Here is a 19805-nt window from a genome sequence, read left to right as displayed (position 1 = left end):
CCACAACGGGGGGCGGGGCGGCACGCCCGTACCTCCCACGGCGGGGGGGGCGGGGCGGCCCGTGCCGGGCGCGGGGGCGGCTCAGCGCTCCCGGGCGGCGCGATGCGACCGAGTGGCGGCTCCCCCGGGCTCCGTGCCGCAACCGGGTGGCGGCTCAGGGCTCCTGGTGCGCGCGGCGGCGGCGTATCGCCGTCGTGCCGATCAGGGCGAGCGCCAGGACCGCCCCCGCGCCCGCCGCGGTGGAGGCCACCGTGACGGCGGGCTCCTCGTGAGGCACTGGTGCGGCCACGCCCGGCGCGTACCCGCCCGCCGCGCCCTTCTTCGCGTACGCCGAGCCCGGCAGCTTGTCCCCGTAGTCGCGAGCGACCCGCTCCCGGTACGAGGCCAGACTCGTCCCGTTCTTCCCGACCGCCCGCACCGCGTCCTCGTCCAGCGGCAGCACCTTCGCCCCCTTCTGGACGTACCAGGCGTCGATCTGCGGTTCCCGGAAGACGACGCCGCCGGGCAGCACGCGCCCGCCCTGCTCGGCGTACCGGATCTCGTCGTCGCCGGTGGCGATGTTCACGACCTGCCAGCCGCCCGGCTGCTTCACCGTCCACAGCGAGGCCTTCTGGCCGTCCGAGGCGACGGCCCGGCTGGCCCGGAACTCGACGCGGGCGACCGGCGCCCCCGCCTTCCCGGCGACGAAGTCCGGGGAGAGGATCCGTACCGGCACGGATCCGCCCTCGACGCGCGGGGCGGCCGCCGAGCGGGCGAGCGCCCCGTCCCGGGCGAAGAACCGAGACAGGGTGTCCAGGGTCTGCGGCGCGGAGGCGGCCTGTTCGGGGGTCGGCGCGGCCGGCAGGCTCTCCGCGGCGGCGGCCGGGAGCGCCCCGAGGGCGACGAGGGCGGCGGTGGTCAGCAGACCGGCGCCGATGGCACGTCCGTTCATCGTCGTCACGCCCCGATCCGGTAGAGCGAGTGGGTCCAGGAGAAGGAGTTGTTGTTGACGTACCAGGCGTGCGAGGCCCAGTTGTAGCGGTCGCTGGAGGGCCACGGGTCGCCCCAGTAGACCCAGCTGTTGGCGTCGTCGTAGCCGTAGATCACGTGCATGTGACCGCCGCCGCTGGACCACTGGATGCGGGTCTCGATGGGCCGGTTCGCGTTGATCTCGGTCTGCACGGTCGGGTAGCGCAGCCAGCCGGTCACGTACGAGCCGGGGTTGACGCCCGCCCAGCTGAGTCCGGTCTGGACGTTGCCGAGGGTGGCCTGGTTGTTGGGGCAGTCGTAGCCCTGCTGGCGGTTGAAGGCGGCGTTGCAGAACTGGTTCTGGCTGTAGTTGCGGCCGAACCAGGTGGCGATGGTGTTGCCGGCGGCGGCCCAGCACCAGTTGGTCTTCTGCTGTGCCTGCATGGTGATGTTCAGCTGCTTGGAGCCGAGGGCGGAGACGTCCTCACCTGCCGGCGCGGCGGACGCCGAGGTGGTGGGGACGAGGAAGAGGGCGGCTGCGGCGAGTGCCGCGAGGGACAGTTTCCTGCTGCGCATCGCGTTCCTCCCGTGGAGGGGGGTGGGGATGTGGGGAGTGGAGGAGCGCGTCCGGACGCTGGTCAGGAGCATCGGCCGTTGTCGGGAGCGGGTCAACACGCTTCAATGCGGGGTGACATCGGACTGTGAACGGTGTGACCCGGGTGTGAACGGACGCCCTCGGCCCACCTGCCCGCACACCGCTCGCGGCGCGACGGTCCGCTCCCCCGTCGTGAACGTTCACTGAGGAGCCCTCGTGAGCCACACCGAGGCCGATCTGGTGCAGCTGCTGCACACCGGCCCCTTCCATCTGGCGCTGCGCACGGCGCTCGCCGTGCGCGGGCTGCCGCTCCAGCGGGTCCAGCACCATCTGGCGCACCGGGGCATCAGGGTCGGCGTGACGAGCCTGAGCTACTGGCAGCAGGGCGCCCGGCGGCCGCAGCGGCCGGAGTCCCTGAAGGCCGTGCGCGCACTGGAGGAGGTGCTCCAGCTGCCCGGGAACTCGCTGCTCCGGCTCCTGTCGGAGGACGCGGCCGGCCGGGCCGAGGTGGAGCGCCCGGCGGGCCGGTCGTATCGCTCACTGGTGGAGGCGTCCGGGTCGGTCGAGGAGCTGCTCGCGGAGCTGGAGTCGCCGGCGGACGGCGGGCTGCACACGGTGGGGCACCACGAGCGGGTACGGGTCGGGGCGGCGCGGGAGCTGGTGGGGCGCGAGTCGCAGCACGTCGTGCGGGCGCACCGGGACGGGGTCGACCGGTATCTGGCCATCCACCACGGGGATCCGGGGTGCGATCCGTCCCGGGTGGTGGTGCGGGCCGTGGAGAACTGCCGCACCGGGCGGGTGCGGTGGCATGCCGGGACGGGCGTGGTGGTCGCGGAGCTGCTCTTCGACGCGCGGCTGCGGGCCGGGGACACGCACCTGTTCTCGTACGGGTTCGAGGACGGCACGGCGGGTCCGAGCGGGGAGTACGTGCGCGGGTTCAGCTTCGCCGGCGGGCAGTACGTGCTTCAGGTGCACTTCGACGAGGCGGCGCTTCCGGTGCGGTGCCGGAGGTTCGCCCAGACCTCGGCGGGCGCGCCGCGCGGGGGCCGGGCGGAGCTGACGCTGAGCGGCAGGCACCGCACGGTGCACCTCGTGGAGCAGGGGGTGCGCCCGGGGATCCTGGGGATCGACTGGGACTGGTCGTGAGGGGAGGGAGCCGGAGGCTCAGGCCTCGGGTCCGGCGACCAGCTTGCCGTTCTCGACGCGGACCGGGACCGCGGGGAGCGGAACCGTGGCCGGGCCCTGGAGTGCCTTGCCGGTCGTCACGTCGAAGCGGCTGCCGTGGCAGGGGCAGTTGCCCTCGTTGTTCTCGATCTTGTCGAGGACGCAGCCGGCGTGGGTGCACTGGGCGCTGAACGCCTTGTACTGGCCCTTGGCCGGGCAGCTCACCAGGACCCGCTGCTCGCGGTAGAGCTTGGCGCCGCCGACCGGGATCTCGTCCGGGGCCCCGAGGGTGACGGGGGCGGTCGGGGTCGGGACCTCGGCGTGGCCGAGCTTCGACTCGGTGGAGCAGGCGGCGACTCCCAGCCCGGCGGCGCCGGCGAGGGCGGCACTCTTCAGTACGGTGCGGCGGCTGGACTGGCCGGACATGAGCGCTCCACGGTGCGATCGGGGCAAGGCGTGACCGAACCGACGATACCGGCGGGCTTCCGCGGGCTGTCGCCCGGGCCTGTCGTGAGGCGGGGCCCCGGGTGGGGCCCCGCCTCCGCGTCAGGCCTTGCGGGCTCGGGCCGTCGCCTTCGTGGCGGTGGCCTTCGTGGCCGCGGCCTTCGTGGCGGTGGCCTTCGTGGCGGTGGCCTTCGTGGCGGTGGCCTTCGCCGCCGCCTTGGTGGCCGTCTTCTTCGCCGGGGCGGCGGACTTCTTGGCGGGGGCCTTCTTGGCCGCCGCCTTCTTCGCTCCGCGCGCCGCCGGGACGGTCCCGCCCGCGTCGCTGATCCGGTCCGCGCCGAGGATCTCGCGGAGGAACTTGCCGGTGTGGCTGGTCGACACCGAGGCGACCTCCTCGGGCGTGCCCTCGGCGACGACCAGGCCGCCGCCGTTGCCACCCTCGGGACCCATGTCGATGAGCCAGTCCGCGGTCTTGATGACATCGAGGTTGTGCTCGATGACGATCACCGAGTTCCCCTTGTCGACCAGGCCGGAGAGGACCGTGATCAGCTTCGAGATGTCCTCGAAGTGCAGACCCGTGGTCGGCTCGTCCAGGACGTAGACGGTGCGGCCCGTCGAGCGCTTCTGGAGCTCGGAGGCGAGCTTCACGCGCTGCGCCTCGCCGCCCGAGAGCGTCGGCGCCGACTGTCCGAGCCGGACGTACCCGAGGCCGACCTCGTTGAGCGTGCGCAGGTGGCGGGCGATGGTCGGGACGGCCTCGAAGAAGCCGAGGGCCTCCTCGATCGGCATGTTCAGGACCTCGGCGATGGACTTGCCCTTGTAGTGGACCTCCAGGGTCTCCCGGTTGTACCGGTCGCCGTGGCAGACCTCGCACGGGACGTAGACGTCCGGGAGGAAGTTCATCTCGATCTTGATCGTGCCGTCGCCGGAGCAGTTCTCGCAGCGGCCGCCCTTGACGTTGAAGGAGAACCGGCCGGGCAGGTAGCCCCGGACCTTGGCCTCCATCGTCTCGGCGAAGAGCTTGCGGACGTGGTCGAAGACGCCGGTGTAGGTCGCCGGGTTCGACCGCGGGGTGCGGCCGATCGGCGACTGGTCGACGTGCACGACCTTGTCGACGAGGTCGTCGCCGTCCACGCGCGTGTGACGGCCGGGCACCGACTTGGCGCCGTTCAGCTCGCGCGCCAGGTGGGTGTAGAGGATGTCGTTGACCAGGGTCGACTTGCCGGAGCCGGAGACGCCCGTGACGGCCGTGAGGACGCCCAGCGGGAAGGAGACGTCGATGTCCTGCAGGTTGTTCTCGCGGGCACCGTGCACGGTGAGCCGTCGGCCCGGGTCCACGGGGCGGCGGATGTCCGGGGTGGGGATCGCCCTGCGGCCGGACAGGTACTGCCCGGTGATCGACTCCTCGTTGGCGAGGAGCTCCTTCAGGGGACCGGAGTGGACGACCTTGCCGCCGTGCTCGCCGGCGCCGGGGCCGATGTCGACGACCCAGTCCGCGACCTTGATGGTGTCCTCGTCGTGCTCGACGACGATGAGCGTGTTCCCCATGTCGCGGAGCCGGACCAGGGTCTCGATGAGCCGGTGGTTGTCGCGCTGGTGCAGGCCGATGGACGGCTCGTCGAGCACGTACAGCACGCCGACGAGGCCGGAGCCGATCTGGGTGGCGAGCCGGATGCGCTGGGCCTCGCCGCCGGAGAGCGTGCCGGCGGCCCGGTTGAGGGAGAGGTAGTCGAGGCCGACGTCGACGAGGAAGCGCAGCCGCTCGTTGACCTCCTTGAGGACCCGCTCGGCGATCTTCTTGTCTCGGTCGTTGAGGGTCAGCCGGGAGAGGAACTCGGCGCAGTCGCTGATGGACATCGCGGAGACCTCGGCGATGGACCGGTCCATGACCGTGACCGCGAGGACGATCGGCTTGAGGCGGGTGCCCTCACAGGTGGGGCAGGGCACCTCGCGCATGTAGCCCTCGAAGCGCTCGCGGCTGGAGTCGCTCTCGGCCTCGCTGTGCCGCCGCTTGACGAAGGAGACGGCGCCCTCGAAGGCCGGGGTGGTGTACGCCCGCTCCCGCCCGTACCGGTTGCGGTAGCGGACCTCGACCTGGGTCTTGTGGCCGTGCATCAGGGCCTTCTTGGCGCGCTGCGGCAGCCCCGCGTACGGGAGGTCCGTGCGGAAGCCGAGGGCCTGGGCGAGACCGCCGATGAGCCGGCCGAAGTACTCCTTGGTGTGGCCGTGCGACCAGGGGTGGATGGCCCCCTCGTCGAGCGACTTGTCCTCGTCCGGGACGATCAGCTCGGGGTCGACCTCCATGCGCGTGCCGATGCCGGTGCAGTCGGGGCAGGCCCCGAAGGGCGAGTTGAAGGAGAAGGAGCGCGGCTCCAGCTCCTCGAACGACAGGTCGTCGTACGGGCAGTAGAGGTGCTCCGAGTACATCCGCTCGCGCTCGGGGTCGTCCTCGGGGAGGTCGACGAAGTCGAGCACGACCATGCCGCCGGAGAGTCCGAGCGCGGTCTCGACGGAGTCGGTGAGCCGGCGCTTGGCACTGTCCTTCACGGTGAGGCGGTCGACGACCACCTCGATCGTGTGCTTCTCCTGCTTCTTCAGCGTCGGCGGCTCGCTCAGCTGAATGGTCACGCCGTCGACCCGGGCACGGCTGTAGCCCTTGGTCTGGAGGTCGGCGAAGAGGTCGACGAACTCGCCCTTCCGCTCGCGCACGAGCGGCGAGAGGACCTGGAAGCGGCTGCCCTCGGGGAGCTCCAGGACCTTGTCGACGATGGCCTGCGGCGACTGGCGGGAGATCGGCCGGCGGCACTCGGGACAGTGCGGCTTGCCGATGCGGGCGAAGAGCAGGCGGAGGTAGTCGTAGACCTCCGTGATGGTGCCGACCGTCGAGCGCGGGTTGCGCGAGGTCGACTTCTGGTCGATGGAGACGGCGGGCGACAGACCTTCGATGAAGTCGACGTCCGGCTTGTCCATCTGGCCGAGGAACTGCCGGGCGTAGGAGGAGAGCGACTCGACGTACCGGCGCTGCCCCTCGGCGAAGATCGTGTCGAACGCGAGGGAGGACTTGCCCGATCCCGAGAGCCCGGTGAAGACGATGAGGGAGTCACGCGGGAGGTCGAGCGAGACGTTCTTGAGATTGTGCTCGCGAGCGCCACGAACGATGAGACGGTCGGTCACGCCGGTCCGCACCTTTCTTGAGAGAGCGGATGTGCCTGACACACCCAACAACCAAGGATGCCGGATGCTTCCGTCGAGCCTATAGCACGCACATTCGATTTCCGGCCTCGTGGAGACCGCTTCACCCGAACGAGTGGCGGCGCTAGGGTCGGCGCCATGATCGACCACGAACGTGATCTCGCCTCTGTCAAAGCAGCGACCGACCGGCTGCTGGACGCAGCCGCCTCCTGGGACAACGCGGCGACGGCCGAGCCGTCACGGCTTCCCGGCTGGACGCGCGGCCATGTACTGGCCCACATCGCCCGGAACGCCGACGCTCTGGTGAACGTCCTCCAGGGCCGTCCCATGTACGCGGACGCCGCGACCCGCGACGCCGACATCGAGCGCGACGCGGGCCGCCCCCTCGCCGTCCAGCTCGCCGACCTGCGCGAGAGCGGCGACGGCTTCCAGGCCGCCGGCGCCGAGCCCGCCGACTGGAGCCGCACCGTCGAGCTCCGCAACGGCGTCACGGACAGCGCCTCCCGGATCCCCTTCCGCCGCTGGGTGGAGGTGGCCCTGCACCACGTCGACCTGGGCGTCGGCTACGAGCTGGAGGACCTGCCCGAGGAGTTCGTCCAGCGGGAGATCGACTTCCTCGCGGAGCGCTTCACGGGCAACGCGACCGTGCCGCCGACCCGGATCGTGGCGACGGCGGGCACGGGCACCTGGACCACCGGTTCCGGCGAGGGCGCCGAGGTCACCGTGACCGGCCCCGCCCCCGAGCTCCTCGGCTGGCTCGCCGGCCGCCGCGACGGCTCCGCCCTCAAGACCGAGGGCGGCCCGCTCCCGGAGCTCCCGGCGCTGTAGCCCCCTCTGTTGTCGGTGGGCGGAGCTAGGCTGAGCCCATGACGTACAGCGGAAGTGTGAAGGTCGGCGGACCGGCGGACGTGCACGAGCTGACGGACCTGATGATCTCGAAGGTCTCGGTCGGCCCGATGGACAACAACGCGTACCTGCTGCGCTGCCGGGCGACCGGCGAACAGCTGCTGATCGATGCGGCCAACGACGCCGACACACTGCTCACGCTGATCGGTGACGACGGCATCAAGGCCGTCGTCACCACCCACCGGCACGGCGACCACTGGCAGGCCCTCGCGGAGGTCGTCGCCGCGACCGGTGCCCGGACCTACGCCGGGGCGTACGACGCGGAGGGCATCCCGGTCGCCACCGACGTGCCGGTCGAGGACGGCGACACGGTCCGGGTGGGCCGGGTCGAGCTGACCGCCCGCCGGCTGGTCGGGCACACCCCCGGCTCGATCGCCCTCGTCTACGACGACCCGCACGGCCACCCGCACGTCTTCACCGGCGACTGCCTCTTCCCCGGCGGGGTGGGCAACACCTGGAAGGACCCGGAGGCCTTCGCGAGCCTGATCCACGACGTGGAGACCAAGCTCTTCGCCGCCCTGCCGGACGAGTCCTGGGTCTACCCGGGCCACGGCAAGGACACCACGCTCGGTGACGAGCGCCCGCACCTCGCGGAGTGGCGCGAGCGCGGCTGGTGAGCCGCCGCCGCACCGACAGCGCGCGGCTCACCGGCCGCGCGCTTCCGTACGCCCCCGTAACCCGGACGGCCGCGGGGTAGTTGGCGCCACATGCGCCCCAGTCACTCTCCGTCGCCGACCGCTCCCCCGGCTCCGCCCGCTCCTCCTTCGATGCTCCGGCTCGCCACCGCCTCGCTCGTCGGCACCGCCATCGAGTTCTTCGACTTCTTCGTCTACGGGACCGCCGCCGCCCTCGTCCTCGGGCCGCTCTTCTTCCCGACCTTCTCCCCGCTCGCCGGGACCCTGGCCGCCTTCGGCACCTTCGCCATCGGCTTCGTCGCCCGCCCCCTGGGCTCGGTCCTCTTCGGGCACGTCGGCGACCGGTACGGCCGCCGGCCGGTCCTCTTCGCCTCGCTGCTCCTGACCGGCTGTGCGACCGTCGCGGTCGGCTGCGTCCCCACGTACGAGACGCTCGGCATCGCCGCGCCGCTGCTCCTGCTGACCCTCCGGTTCCTCCAGGGCCTCGGCCTCGGCGGCGAGTGGGGCGGCGCCGTCCTGCTCACCGCCGAGCACGCGCCGGCGAACCGGCGCGCGCTGTGGGCGAGCTTCCCGCAGATCGGCCCGGCGGTCGGCTTCCTCCTCGCGAACGGGGTGATGCTGGCGCTCACGGCGGGCCTGAGCGACGCGGACTTCCGGTCCTGGGGCTGGCGGGTGCCGTTCTGGGCGGCGGGAGTCCTCGCGGCGGCCGGGCTGCTGCTGCGGTCCTCTCTCGCGGAGACCCCGCAGTTCGAGGAGCTGTCCGCGTCGGGACGGCGGGCGAGCGCCCCGCTGGCCGAGATCGTCCGCGATCACTGGCGGCTCGTGCTGCTGACGGCCGGGGCGCTCGCCGTCGGGTACGCGGTGTTCTACACGGTCTCCACCTGGGCCCTGGCCTACGGCACGGAGCAGCTCGGGGTGAGCAGCACGGTCATGCTGACGTGCGTGATGGCCGCGGTGGCGATCAAGGGCGCGGCCACTCCCTTCATGGCCCTCCTCGCCGACCGCTGGGGCCGCCGCCCGATGTGCCTCGCGGGGTGCGCGGCCTCCGCGCTCTGGATGTTCCCGATGGTGGCCCTGCTGCACACCGCGGAGCCGTTCCTGATGTTCCTCGGCTTCCTGGGCTCGCTGCTGGCCTTCATCACGATGTTCGCGGTGATCGCCGCGTACCTCCCGGAGCTCTACGAGCCCCGCGTCCGCTGCACCGGCGCGGCCGTCGGCTACAACCTCGCGGGCGTCCTCGGCGGCGCCCTCACGCCCATCGTCGCCACCACCCTCTCGGACGGCGGCTCGGGCCCGCCCTGGGGCGTCGCGGCCTATCTGACCGTGGTGGCCCTCATCAGCCTGGGCTGCTTCGCGCTCCTCCCGGAGACCCTTCCGGACCGGTCCGAGGCGGCGGAGGCAGCGGAGGCGGCGGAGGCGGCGACCGCCTGACGGCGCGGGAAACGGCGACGGCCGGCCGGGGGCGGGTGCCCCTGGCCGGCCGTCGCCGTGCGTGACGCGTCAGGCGTCGATGCTGTCCTTCTCGACGCCGTCCGCGTCCTCGACACCCTTGGTGTCGGTGACGCCCTCGGCAGCCTCTCGCTCCGACTGCTTCTTGGAGGCGATCAGGCTGGTGATCGTGGTGACGACCAGGACGCCGCCGATGACCGCGAGCGAGAACCCGATGGAGATCTCCGGGACGTGCACCCCGGACTCGTGCAGGGCGTGCAGGACGAGCTTCACGCCGATGAAGCCGAGGATCACCGACAGGCCGTAGCTGAGGTGGACCAGCTTCTTGAGCAGGCCGCCGATCAGGAAGTACAGCTGCCGCAGGCCCATGAGGGCGAAGGCGTTGGCGGTGAAGACGATGTACGGGTCCTGGGTCAGGCCGAAGATCGCCGGGATGGAGTCGAGGGCGAAGAGGATGTCCGTGGTGCCGATGGCGATCATGACGACCATCAGCGGGGTCAGGACGCGCTTGCCGTTGACGCGGATGAAGAGCTTGGTGCCGTGGTACTTGTCGGCGACGCCGAACTTCTTCTCGACGGACTTGAGGAGACGATTCTCCTCCCAGTCGTCCTCTTCCTCGTCGGCACGCGCCTCCTGGATGAGCTTCCAGGCGGTGTAGATCAGGAACGCGCCGAAGATGTAGAAGACCCACGAGAAGTTCGCGATGACCGCGGCGCCCGCGACGATGAAGATCGTGCGGAGGACCAGGGCGATCACCACACCCACGAGCAGCACGCGCTGCTGGAGGTGGGAGGGGACCGAGAACTTCGCCATGATCAGGATGAAGACGAAGAGGTTGTCGACACTGAGCGATTTCTCGGTGACGTAGCCGGCGAAGAACTCCCCGGACGCCTGGCTGTTGCCGAACACGAGCAGGCCGACTCCGAAGAGCACGGCGAGCACGACCCAGACGATCGTCCAGATTCCGGCTTCCTTGACCGAGACGTCATGAGGCTTCCGCCCGATGAAGAAGTCGGCTCCGATGAGGGCGACCAGACCGAGAATGGTCAGCACCCACAGGGTCATTGAAACGTCCACTGCGCCTCCGGCGTCGTACGGCTACTTGATCAGCGTCGTCGCTGCCGGAGGTCTCTTCCACCCGAGCGGCTCACACCGCGGTCGGGCCGACGCCCCGGGATCGGATCGCTGAGGATCCGTCCGTATTGACGGGTACGCCGCGCATGGGGAGTACTCCCCTCCGCGCCATGAACACTACCCGAAAACCCAAGAGAAGGTAAAGCGCAGGGTAAAGAGCCGCCAAGAGACCAGGTCAGGGCCGCTTTGCCGGACGGGCGTCCGCGACCTGCGCGAGGACCTGCCGGAGGATCCGGCTGCCCGGCGGCAGCATCGGGGGCTCGTACGACCACGCGTGACCGACCCACGGATCGGCGAGGTGGTCGTCGGGGACGGGGGTGAGCCGCAGCAGCGAACGCCAGAGGGGGTCGAGCACCGGTCCGTACGCGGAGGCGTCCGCCCGGTCGGCCACCATCAGCAGATGGACGCCGACCCCGGGGCCCTCGTCGGCCAGGTACCGGAGCCGGGTGACCGCCCGGTCGTCGAAGCCGTGCGGGAAGTCGTGCACGATCAGGAGCTGCCGGGCCGCGTCCAGGCCGGGCGGCAGCGCGTCGACGGCGCCGTTCCGCAGGGCCATCTGGAGGAGGTCGACCCGCTCCGTGAGCTGCTCCAGCACCGCCGAGACGCCGGCCGCGCCCCGGGCGGGCGGGGCGGCGAGCACACCGGTGTCCACGAGCGGCGCGAGCGCGGCTGCGCCGGCACCCGCCGCGTCGACGACGTGGACCGCGAACCCGCCCGCCGGGTGGACGGCGAGCAGCCGGGCCGCGTGCGCGACCGCGCTGTCGAGGGCGAGCCGTCTCAGCTCGGTCTCGTCGAGGAGGCCGGCCGCCTCCGAGCGGCCGCGCCCGCTGTCCACCCAGAGCCCGCGCTCCATCGGGAGCCTGACGAGCATCGGGATCCGCAGCTCGGCGCGCTCGGGGAGGTGGAGGTCGCCCAGGCGCACGGCCATCGGCTCCTCCGCCGGCGGGCGGTAGCCGTGCCAGACCGGGTTGTCCCAGCGGGCGTAGGCGGGCGGCAGGGCCGGTTCGACGACCTCGGACTCGACGGCGAGCTGGGCGAGGTCCCGGTCCAGGACCTCCTGGGCCCGCTCCACGAGCTCGTCGTGGCGGGCGCGGGCGGCTGCCCGCGCGGCGTCGTTCGCGCCCCCGCCACGGGCGCGGTAGTCGGAGAGCACCTCGTCGAGCTCCCGGTCGAGCCGGGACTCCGCGAAGTCGCAGGCACTGCGGTAGGCGGCGGCGGTACGGGCCAGGTCCTCGAACATCCCCCACACCTGGTTGTACAGGCGCTCGTCCATGGACCAGCCGGCCGCGTCCCCGGCGACGGGAACGGCCGGACCCTGCGGGGCCTGCGAACCCTGCGGGGCCGGGGCCGGTGCGGGCTCCGGGGTGGTGGTCCGGCGCCGGGGGTGGGCGTAGCTGATCGGGCCGCCGGCTGTCGGCGCGGTCCGGTGCTCGGCCGGGGTGGACTCGGCGGCAGGGGCCGACTCCGGGTGCGTGGCCGTGGCGGGAGCGGGGTCGGGCAGCGGTGCGTGGCGGGCCCGCTCCGACTCCAGGATCGACGCGGCCAGGTCGGCGGGGCGCTCCAGGCCCTGGTCGCCGAGGAGGGCGGCGAGACCGCCCTCGTACCCCTGGCCCATGGCGCGGACCTTCCAGGCGCCCTGGCGGCGGTACAGCTCCAGGGCGACGACGGCGGACTCGCTGTCGAGCCCGGTGATCGTGTAGCTGGCGATCTCGGTGCCGTCGGGTCCGGCGACGGCGACGAAGGGGGCGGCGGCCTTCCCGAAGGAGGTCGGTCCGCCGACGCCCACGGGCAGCGCCAGGAGGACGGAGACACGGTGGACGGCGTCCGGGACCGCCGCCAGGTCGACGGCGAGGCGCTGGTCGGCCGCGGCCTGCCGGGGGACGTCCACACCGGGGAGCGAGGGGGCGACGGGGTGGGCGACCCACTCCACGCCCGGGACCCTGCCCCGCTCGTCGCCGAGGGCGGCTCCGGCGACGACCGGGTGACCGGCCGACACCCTGATCTCCAGTCGGGTGTCGGGCAGGGGGTGGTTCTGCCCCCGGACCAGCTCGGCCGTCATCGGCTCTGTCCCCTCAGCGGTTCCCGGTACGAATGGTGCGGACGTACGTGCGGTGGTGCGGTGGTGCCGTGCGCGGTGGTGCGGGACAGCTCCCGGCGGCCTGCTGCCTCCGGGAGCTGTGGGTGCCGTCCTGCGCCGCCCTGCCTACAGGTGCGGCAGGATCGCGGGCATCAGGTCCTGGAACGTCCGGCCGTTGGCCGGGTTGCCCAGGGCGGTCATCTGCCAGCCGGAGCCGGCCCGGTGCACCTTCGCCATGATCTGCGCGGTGTAGTTGCCACCGCCGTCGAGGGTGTAGCGCGCGAGCTCCTGGCCGTTCGTCTCGTCGACGATCCGGCAGAAGGCGTTCTGCACCTCCTGGAACGTCTGACCGGTGAAGGAGTTCACGGTGAAGACGATCGTGTCGATGTGGACCGGGACCCGCTGGAGGTCGACGAGGATCGCCTCGTCGTCCCCGCCCTGGCCCGCGCCGCCGACGAGGTTGTCACCGGTGTGCTTGACCGAGCCGTCGTCGCTGACCAGGTGACGGAAGAAGACCACGTCGACCGGCTGCTTGTCCGCGAAGAGGACGGCCGAGGCGTCCAGGTCGATCTCCTGCGTGCGCTTGCCGAAGAGACCGCGGCGCGGTGCCGCCTGCCAGCCGAGCCCCATCCGCACCTGGCTGAGGCTGCCTCCGCCCTGCTTCTCCAGGCTGATGGCCTGACCCTTGGTCATGTTGACCGTCACGCGCTTGCCCCTCTCGTTGCGTTCCCCGCGCCCGCTGTCCGGTGCGTGCGGTTGTCCAGCACCCTACGCAGAGGTACTGACACCGCAGCGCCGCGGTCCGGATTTGTGTCGGTCTTGCAACACACCGGACCGCCACCGGTCAGGCGAGACCCGCCTCCTTCATCTGGCGCAACTCCTTCTTCAGCTCTCCCACTTCGTCGCGGAGCCGGGCCGCCACCTCGAACTGCAGCTCGGCGGCGGCGGCGCGCATCCGGTCGGTCATCTCCTCGATGATCGCGGCCAGTTCGGTGGCCGGCCGGTCGCCGAGCTCGACGGTGGATCCGGGCTTGCCGCCCTTGCCCCGGCTCTTGGAGCCGTGCGCGGCGAGCGAGGGGACGGGCGCCTTGGCTGCCTTCCCCTCCTTCTCCTGGCGGTAGCCGCTGCCGAGGAGCTCCTCGGTGTCGACCTCCTCGCGGGCGATCGTCGCCACGATGTCGTTGATCTTCTTGCGCAGCGGCTGCGGGTCGATGCCGTGGGCCGTGTTGTACGCGACCTGCTTCTCGCGGCGCCGGTTGGTCTCGTCGATGGCCTGCTCCATCGCCGGGGTGATCCGGTCCGCGTACATGTGGACCTGGCCCGAGACGTTTCGCGCGGCACGGCCGATGGTCTGGATGAGGGAGGTCCCGGAGCGCAGGAAGCCCTGCTTGTCGGCGTCGAGGATGGCGACGAGGGAGACCTCGGGAAGGTCGAGTCCCTCCCGGAGGAGGTTGATGCCGACGAGGACGTCGTACTCGCCGGCGCGCAGCTCGCGCAGCAGCTCGATGCGGCGCAGCGTGTCGACGTCGCTGTGGAGGTAGCGCACCTGGATGCCGAGCTCCAGGAAGTAGTCGGTGAGGTCCTCGGCCATCTTCTTGGTGAGGGTGGTGACGAGGACCCGCTCGTCCTTCTCCGTGCGCAGCCGGATCTCGTGGACGAGGTCGTCGATCTGGCCCTCGGTCGGCTTGACGACGACCTCGGGGTCGACGAGCCCGGTGGGGCGGATGATCTGCTCGACGAAGCCGTCGCCGCGGGAGAGTTCGTATGTGCCCGGGGTCGCCGAGAGGTAGACGGTCTGGCCGATCCGCTTCTGGAACTCCTCCCACTTCAGCGGGCGGTTGTCGAGGGCGGACGGGAGCCGGAAGCCGTGGTCGACGAGGGTCCGCTTACGGGAGGCGTCGCCCTCGTACATGGCGCCGATCTGCGGCACGGTGACGTGCGACTCGTCGATGACGAGCAGGAAGTCCTCGGGAAAGTAGTCGATGAGGGTGTTCGGCGCGGAGCCGGGGTCGCGGCCGTCGAAGTGCATCGAGTAGTTCTCGATGCCGGAGCAGGAGCCGATCTGCCGCATCATCTCGATGTCGTACGTGGTCCGCATGCGCAGGCGCTGGGACTCCAGGTGCTTGCCCTGCTTGTCGAGCTCGGCGAGGCGGATCTCCAGCTCGCGCTCGATGTCGTTGACCGCCCGCTCCATCCGCTCGGGGCCCGCGACGTAGTGGCTGGCGGGGAAGACGTACAGCTCGCGGTCCTCGCTGATGATCTCGCCGGTGAGCGGGTGGAGGGTGGAGAGCGCCTCGATCTCGTCGCCGAACATCTCGATGCGGACGGCCAGCTCCTCGTACACCGGGAAGATCTCGATGGTGTCGCCGCGGACCCGGAAGGTGCCGCGGGTGAACGCCAGGTCGTTGCGGGTGTACTGGATGTCGACGAAGCGGCGGAGCAGCTGGTCGCGGTCCATCTCCTCGCCGACCTTGAGCGGGACCATCCGGTCCACGTACTCCTGGGGCGTGCCGAGGCCGTAGATGCAGGAGACGGAGGCGACCACGATGACGTCCCTGCGGGTGAGCAGGGAGTTCGTCGCGGAGTGGCGGAGCCGCTCCACCTCCTCGTTGATGGAGGAGTCCTTCTCGATGTACGTGTCCGACTGGGGGACGTACGCCTCGGGCTGGTAGTAGTCGTAGTACGAGACGAAGTACTCGACCGCGTTGTTCGGCAGGAGTTCGCGGAACTCGTTCGCCAGCTGGGCGGCCAGGGTCTTGTTCGGCGCCATCACCAGGGTGGGGCGCTGGAGCTTCTCGATCATCCAGGCGGTGGTGGCCGACTTGCCGGTGCCGGTGGCGCCGAGGAGCACGACGTCCTTCTCGCCCGCGCGGATGCGCCGCTCGAGGTCGGCGATGGCCGTCGGCTGGTCGCCGCTGGGCTGGTAGGAGCTGACGACCTCGAAGGGCGCCACCGAACGTTCGATCTTGGAAACGGGCCGCATGGAACCACCGTACGACCCGGCACTGACACTCGGGCGGTGATCGGCTCACCGCCCTCTCCGAAGACGTCCCGAAGGTGTCCCGACGGGTGTCCCGAAGGAGCCCCGAAGGTGTCCTGCTCACCAGTCCTGGGAGCGGTGGCCGCCGCGGTGGACGCTCCTGCGGGCGGCGCGGCCCGCGGGGCGGGCCGTCCAGTTGGCGGGCTCGCCGTAGGACGGCACATGGCGCGGGGCGGGCACGCCGGGGCGGTGCACGCTCTGCGCGGCGGGCCGCTGCCAGTCCGGGTCGCCCATCACGAGCAGCGGGTCGAACATGACGACCACGGCGGCAAGGATGAGGAAGACCGCCGGGCCGATCAGCATCGGCAGGAGGAGCGAGGTCGCGGTGTCACCGGTGCCGGCGGGGACGTGGCCGCCCTGGAGGTGGACGCTGACGGCCGCCATGGCGGTGTAGTGCATACCACTGACGGCTCCGCCCATCACCAGGCTCGCACCGAGGCTGGCCAGAAACCCATGTACGGAAACGGCCGCCCAGAGGGCCGCGGTGGCGGCCACGACGGCGATGACGACGGACAGGGCGACGGTGACCGTGTCGTACTCGACGCGGCCGTGGAGGCGCATGCCCGCCATGCCGAGGTAGTGCATCGTGGCGACGCCGAGGCCGGTGATCGTGCCGCCGGTGACGAGCGTGAGGGCGGTCGCCCCGCGGTACCCCACGATGAAGATCCCGATGCCGACCATGAGGACGGCGACGCCCAGGCTGGCGAAGGTGAGGGGGCGGTCGTAGGTGATGGGCGCCTGCTGGACCGAGAAGCCCATCATGGCGATGAAGTGCATCGTCCAGATGCCCGTGCCTATGGAGGTGGCGCCGAGGGCGAGCCATCCGGCCTTGAAGGTGTCACGGTGGCGGAGCGACCTGGTGGTGCACCTCAGACCGAGGGCGCCGCCGAGGCAGGCCATGATGAAAGCGGCCACCGGAGTGACGAGCCCGTAGCTGAATCCGTCGACCGTGCCCTGCATGAGCGTATGTCCTCCACCCCTGGTGCCACGTCGTCCGAAAACAGTCGGTACCGCTGGGTAGTACTACCGGGGCGAGATTATGGCGCGCCGGGGGCCTCACGACCACGCGACCGGGGAATTTCTGCTCGTGAGACCGGAGCGAGACCGGTCCGTGATCTGGACGGCGGCTCGGCGGCCTCTTCGTGACCGTCGCGGGGCCTGTTCCGGTCGGGCTGTCAGTGGCGGGTCGTACCGTGGGCGGCATGGACATCGAAGCGGAGCCGACGGGCGGCGAGCCGGCCGTCGCGGTGGAGTGGACGGTCGTGGAGAGCGACATCGGTCCGCTCTTCCTCGCCGCGACCGGGCGGGGCCTGGTGCGGGTCGAGTTCCACGCCGACGCGGCGCGGCGGGTGCAGATGCTCGACCGCTTGGGCGGGCGGTTCGGGGTGGAGCCGGTGGAGAGCGCCTCGGGGTTGCTCGCCGAGGCGATACGCCGGTTCGACGCGTACTTCGCGGGCGACCCGCGCGCCTTCGACCTGCCCCTGGACTGGAGCCTGACGTCAGGCTTCCACCGGCAGGTGCTGCGCGAGCTGGCGACCGGCGTCCCGTACGGCACGGTCGTGGGGTACGGGGAGCTGGCGCGGCGCGTGGGGCAGCCGGGCGCGGCCCAGGCGGTCGGCGCGGCGATGGGCGCCAATCCGCTGCCGGTGGTGGTGCCGTGCCACCGTGTGGTGGAGAGCGACGGCGGGCTCGGGGGGTTCGGGGGCGGTCTGGAGACCAAGCGGCAGCTACTGGCACTGGAGGGTGTGCTGCCCGCGCCGCTGTTCTGAGGGGGGCGTTCCCATCGGATGGGACGACTGGCACACTCACGTAAGTGACCAACACCCCCGACGCCCCTGACGTCACCGCACCCGGCGGGATACCCGGCGCGGTATCCGACGAGACAGCCGCCCCTGTCACCGCCGCCGAACTGCCCGCGCTGCGCCGACGGATCCAGGCCGTCCTCATCGCCACCCAGATCCTCGGCGGCCTCGGCATCGCCATCGGCTTCGCGCTCGCCGCCGTGCTGGCCAAGGAGGTCAGCGGGACAGAAGCGTTGTCCGGTCTCGCCTCCACGGCGTCGGTCGCCGGTCCCGCGCTGCTCGCCATGCCGCTGGCCGCGCTGATGGCCTCGCGGGGGCGCCGGGCGGGGCTCGTCCTCGCGTACCTGCTCGGGGCAGTGGGGGCCGTGGTGGTGGTGCTCGGCGCGGTCGTCGAAAGCTTCCCCCTGCTCCTCGTCGGGCTCGTCGGCTTCGGCGCCGGCTCCTCGGCCAACCTGGCCGCCCGGTTCGCCGCCGCCGACCTCGCCGAGCCCGACCGCAGGGCCCGGGCCATCTCCACCGTGGTGTGGGCGACCACGATCGGGGCGGTGCTCGGACCGAACATCGCCGCACCCGCCGGGGAGACCGTGTCCGGCCTGGGCATCCCCGCCACGGCCGGCCCGTTCGTCTGGGCCGCCGGCGTCTTCGTCGTCTCGGCGGCGGTCGTCGCGCTCCTGCTGCGCCCGGACCCCCTCCTCACCGCCCGCGCGCTCGCGGATCCCGGGGCGGGCGAGCAGCCGGAGGGCCGCTCCCTGCGCGCCGGGATGCGGGCGGTACGGGAGTCGCCGCAGGCCCGGCTCGCCCTGGTCACCATCGCCGCCTCGCACACCGCGATGGTCTCGATCATGTCGATGACCCCGATCGCGCTGACCCATCACGGCGCGGGCATCCAGCTGATCGGCCTCGTGATCAGCGGGCACATCGCGGGCATGTACGCCTTCTCGCCGCTGATGGGCTGGCTGTCCGACCGGCTGGGCCGGCTGTCGGTGATCGGACTCGCCGTCGGGCTGACCGCCGTGGCGGCGCTCATCGCGGGCACGGCGGGGCCGAGCCACGGCCAGACGGCCCTCGGTCTCTTCGTCCTCGGCCTCGGCTGGTCCGCCGGGCTTGTGTCCGGCTCGGCGCTGCTCACCGACTCGGTGCCGCAGGCCGCGCGGGCGGCCGTCCAGGGTCTCTCCGACTTCGTCATGAACACCGCCGCCGGGGTCGGTGGGCTCGCGGCGGGCCTGATCGTCTCGCAGGCGGGCTACGGGCCGCTCAACGCGATCGCCGCGTGTCTGCTGCTTCCGATGGCGGCGCTCGCGGTCCGCGGCGCCCTCCGGAAGTCGGATCCGGTCGCGCCCTGAACCCGGTCGCGCCCTGAGCCCGGTCCTGCCCTGAACCGGTCCCGCCCTGAGCCGGGCTCGGCCGGTGGGCACGCCGGTCAGCGCGGTACGGCGGGTGACGAGGCCCCGCGCGCCAGCCGGCGTGGCGCCCCCGTGCCGTCGGCCGGTACGGACCAGACCGCTCCCCCGTATCCGTACGCGAGGGTCTTCGGGTCCGTCCACAGGGCCTGGTCGTCGATGCCGCGCCGCTCGGCGACGGGGTGCTCGCGCCCGGAGCGCAGGTCGTACACGTACAGCCGCCACGGCTCGCGCGGGCCTTCGGAGACCCGCTTCTTGAAGGCGATCCGGGTTCCGTCCGGGGAGAGCGACGGGCATTCGACGTTCTCCCGCAGGGTCCGGGCCGACCAGTTCGCCATGTCGCCCTCGACGAGATAAGTACGCCCGTCCGTCGAGACGGTGGCGTAGAAGCGGTTGTCGTCGGCGGCGAAGGAGACGCCCCAGTAGTTGACGTCGGGGGCGTGGTACCGGCGTCCGCCGAGGGTCAGCGGAATCAGCTCGATGTTCTTGACCAGGTACCCGGTGCGCAGGTCGAGGATCGACGTGCGGGTGGAGAAGGACGAGCGCGCGTAGGAGTCGCCGGTCGCGAACATCGTCCAGGAGAGCATCCGCCCCGAGGCGGAGACCCGGGCGCGGCTGGGGATGCCGGGGAGCGCGATACGGCGCACTTCGCGCAGCCGGCGGTCGAGCACGAGGGCGTACGAGCGGGCCGGGACACCCGGCCGGCGCACGAGGCAGAGGGCGGTGCCGCCGGCCGCGTGGAAGCGGTCGCAGGCGGGCCCGTCGGCCACCCGGCCGCCGGCCGCGGTCGGGTCCACGCGCGCGACGCGCCCGGTCGCGGTGTCCCTGACGTGGAGCGCGCCGGGGCGGCCCCCGTCGAGGGTGAAGCCGGCCACGGGGGCCGCGGTGGTCCCGGCCTGCCGCCCGGACGCCGCCCGCAGGGTGTAGGCGGTCGCGCCGCCGCCCAGCAGGACGAGGGCGAGGACGAGGATCCACACGCGCGCGTGGCGGGACAGGCGGACATCGGTCACGGCGTGCAT

General features: G+C 71.9%; 16 protein-coding genes. 6 read left to right on the top strand and 10 right to left on the bottom strand.

Features of this window, described 5'->3' with window-relative positions; translation table 11 throughout:
* Positions 1-154 precede the first annotated feature (154 nt).
* Both OG357_RS29990 and OG357_RS29985 read right to left on the bottom strand, forming a co-directional pair.
* Positions 155-931 carry a hypothetical protein gene (locus OG357_RS29990; protein ID WP_329625740.1) on the bottom strand — a complete coding sequence of 259 codons (777 nt, stop codon included), beginning with the start codon at positions 929-931 and terminating at the stop codon, positions 155-157.
* Between the two features lie 5 nt (positions 932-936).
* On the bottom strand, positions 937-1524 hold the full coding sequence (locus OG357_RS29985; RefSeq protein WP_329624109.1) for a papain-like cysteine protease family protein: 588 nt from the start codon (positions 1522-1524) through the stop codon (positions 937-939).
* A 235-nt stretch (positions 1525-1759) separates the two neighbouring features.
* Here OG357_RS29985 and OG357_RS29980 point away from each other — a divergent pair, with 235 nt between their 5' ends.
* Positions 1760-2689, top strand: coding sequence for a hypothetical protein (locus OG357_RS29980; RefSeq protein ID WP_329624108.1), 930 nt, complete (start codon positions 1760-1762; stop codon positions 2687-2689).
* A gap of 18 nt (positions 2690-2707) precedes the next feature.
* Here OG357_RS29980 and OG357_RS29975 read toward each other — a convergent pair whose 3' ends face one another.
* Positions 2708-3133, bottom strand: a complete 426-nt coding sequence (locus OG357_RS29975) for a Rieske (2Fe-2S) protein (protein ID WP_329624107.1) — start codon at positions 3131-3133, stop codon at positions 2708-2710.
* Between the two features lie 120 nt (positions 3134-3253).
* A complete protein-coding gene (gene uvrA / locus OG357_RS29970; RefSeq protein WP_329624106.1) occupies positions 3254-6325 on the bottom strand; it encodes an excinuclease ABC subunit UvrA in 3072 nt (1023 codons plus the stop codon).
* A gap of 156 nt (positions 6326-6481) precedes the next feature.
* Here uvrA and OG357_RS29965 point away from each other — a divergent pair, with 156 nt between their 5' ends.
* The 3 genes from OG357_RS29965 to OG357_RS29955 all read left to right on the top strand — a co-directional run bounded on the left by OG357_RS29965 (position 6482) and on the right by OG357_RS29955 (position 9315).
* Positions 6482-7171 (top strand): maleylpyruvate isomerase family mycothiol-dependent enzyme, encoded by a 690-nt coding sequence (locus OG357_RS29965; RefSeq protein ID WP_329624105.1) that lies wholly within the window; start codon positions 6482-6484, stop codon positions 7169-7171.
* Between the two features lie 38 nt (positions 7172-7209).
* The gene (locus OG357_RS29960; protein WP_329624104.1) at positions 7210-7866 is read left to right on the top strand and encodes an MBL fold metallo-hydrolase; all 657 of its coding nucleotides are present in this window, start codon (positions 7210-7212) and stop codon (positions 7864-7866) included.
* Positions 7867-8016: 150 nt separating this feature from the next.
* A complete protein-coding gene (locus OG357_RS29955; protein WP_329624103.1) occupies positions 8017-9315 on the top strand; it encodes an MFS transporter in 1299 nt (432 codons plus the stop codon).
* A gap of 69 nt (positions 9316-9384) precedes the next feature.
* Here OG357_RS29955 and OG357_RS29950 read toward each other — a convergent pair whose 3' ends face one another.
* The 5 genes from OG357_RS29950 to OG357_RS29930 form a co-directional block, all read right to left on the bottom strand.
* A complete protein-coding gene (locus tag OG357_RS29950) occupies positions 9385-10410 on the bottom strand; it encodes a TerC family protein (protein WP_329624102.1) in 1026 nt (341 codons plus the stop codon).
* 232 nt (positions 10411-10642) lie between these two features.
* On the bottom strand, positions 10643-12526 hold the full coding sequence (locus OG357_RS29945) for a TerD family protein (RefSeq protein ID WP_329624101.1): 1884 nt from the start codon (positions 12524-12526) through the stop codon (positions 10643-10645).
* 144 nt (positions 12527-12670) lie between these two features.
* Positions 12671-13249: a TerD family protein gene (locus tag OG357_RS29940; protein ID WP_329624100.1), complete on the bottom strand. Its 579-nt coding sequence runs from the start codon at positions 13247-13249 to the stop codon at positions 12671-12673.
* 139 nt (positions 13250-13388) lie between these two features.
* Positions 13389-15527 carry an excinuclease ABC subunit UvrB gene (gene uvrB, locus OG357_RS29935; RefSeq protein ID WP_329624099.1) on the bottom strand — a complete coding sequence of 713 codons (2139 nt, stop codon included), beginning with the start codon at positions 15525-15527 and terminating at the stop codon, positions 13389-13391.
* Between the two features lie 117 nt (positions 15528-15644).
* Positions 15645-16544 carry an MHYT domain-containing protein gene (locus OG357_RS29930; RefSeq protein ID WP_329624098.1) on the bottom strand — a complete coding sequence of 300 codons (900 nt, stop codon included), beginning with the start codon at positions 16542-16544 and terminating at the stop codon, positions 15645-15647.
* Between the two features lie 242 nt (positions 16545-16786).
* Here OG357_RS29930 and OG357_RS29925 point away from each other — a divergent pair, with 242 nt between their 5' ends.
* Entirely contained in the window at positions 16787-17353 is a 567-nt protein-coding gene (locus tag OG357_RS29925; RefSeq protein ID WP_329624097.1) for a methylated-DNA--[protein]-cysteine S-methyltransferase, read from the top strand.
* 44 nt (positions 17354-17397) lie between these two features.
* Complete coding sequence (locus tag OG357_RS29920; protein WP_443066755.1) at positions 17398-18729, top strand: MFS transporter; 1332 nt, start codon at positions 17398-17400, stop codon at positions 18727-18729.
* A gap of 77 nt (positions 18730-18806) precedes the next feature.
* Here OG357_RS29920 and OG357_RS29915 read toward each other — a convergent pair whose 3' ends face one another.
* Entirely contained in the window at positions 18807-19805 is a 999-nt protein-coding gene (locus tag OG357_RS29915; RefSeq protein WP_329624096.1) for a hypothetical protein, read from the bottom strand.

The organism is Streptomyces sp. NBC_01255 (assembly GCF_036226445.1).
Taxonomy (GTDB): Bacteria; Actinomycetota; Actinomycetes; order Streptomycetales; family Streptomycetaceae; genus Streptomyces.
This window is presented reverse-complemented; position numbering and strand designations above follow the sequence as displayed.

What these genes read in the sequence shown, in the direction of transcription:
- OG357_RS29990 (WP_329625740.1), bottom strand. Translation starts at nt 931, where the DNA reads ATGAACGGACGTGCCATCGGCGCCGGTCTGCTGACCACCGCCGCCCTC.
- OG357_RS29930 (WP_329624098.1), bottom strand. Translation starts at nt 16,544, where the DNA reads ATGCAGGGCACGGTCGACGGATTCAGCTACGGGCTCGTCACTCCGGTG.
- OG357_RS29965 (WP_329624105.1), top strand. Translation starts at nt 6,482, where the DNA reads ATGATCGACCACGAACGTGATCTCGCCTCTGTCAAAGCAGCGACCGAC.
- OG357_RS29960 (WP_329624104.1), top strand. Translation starts at nt 7,210, where the DNA reads ATGACGTACAGCGGAAGTGTGAAGGTCGGCGGACCGGCGGACGTGCAC.
- OG357_RS29985 (WP_329624109.1), bottom strand. Translation starts at nt 1,524, where the DNA reads ATGCGCAGCAGGAAACTGTCCCTCGCGGCACTCGCCGCAGCCGCCCTC.
- OG357_RS29945 (WP_329624101.1), bottom strand. Translation starts at nt 12,526, where the DNA reads ATGACGGCCGAGCTGGTCCGGGGGCAGAACCACCCCCTGCCCGACACC.
- OG357_RS29925 (WP_329624097.1), top strand. Translation starts at nt 16,787, where the DNA reads ATGGACATCGAAGCGGAGCCGACGGGCGGCGAGCCGGCCGTCGCGGTG.
- OG357_RS29915 (WP_329624096.1), bottom strand. Translation starts at nt 19,805, where the DNA reads ATGCACGCCGTGACCGATGTCCGCCTGTCCCGCCACGCGCGCGTGTGG.
- OG357_RS29955 (WP_329624103.1), top strand. Translation starts at nt 8,017, where the DNA reads ATGCTCCGGCTCGCCACCGCCTCGCTCGTCGGCACCGCCATCGAGTTC.
- OG357_RS29975 (WP_329624107.1), bottom strand. Translation starts at nt 3,133, where the DNA reads ATGTCCGGCCAGTCCAGCCGCCGCACCGTACTGAAGAGTGCCGCCCTC.
- uvrB (WP_329624099.1), bottom strand. Translation starts at nt 15,527, where the DNA reads ATGCGGCCCGTTTCCAAGATCGAACGTTCGGTGGCGCCCTTCGAGGTC.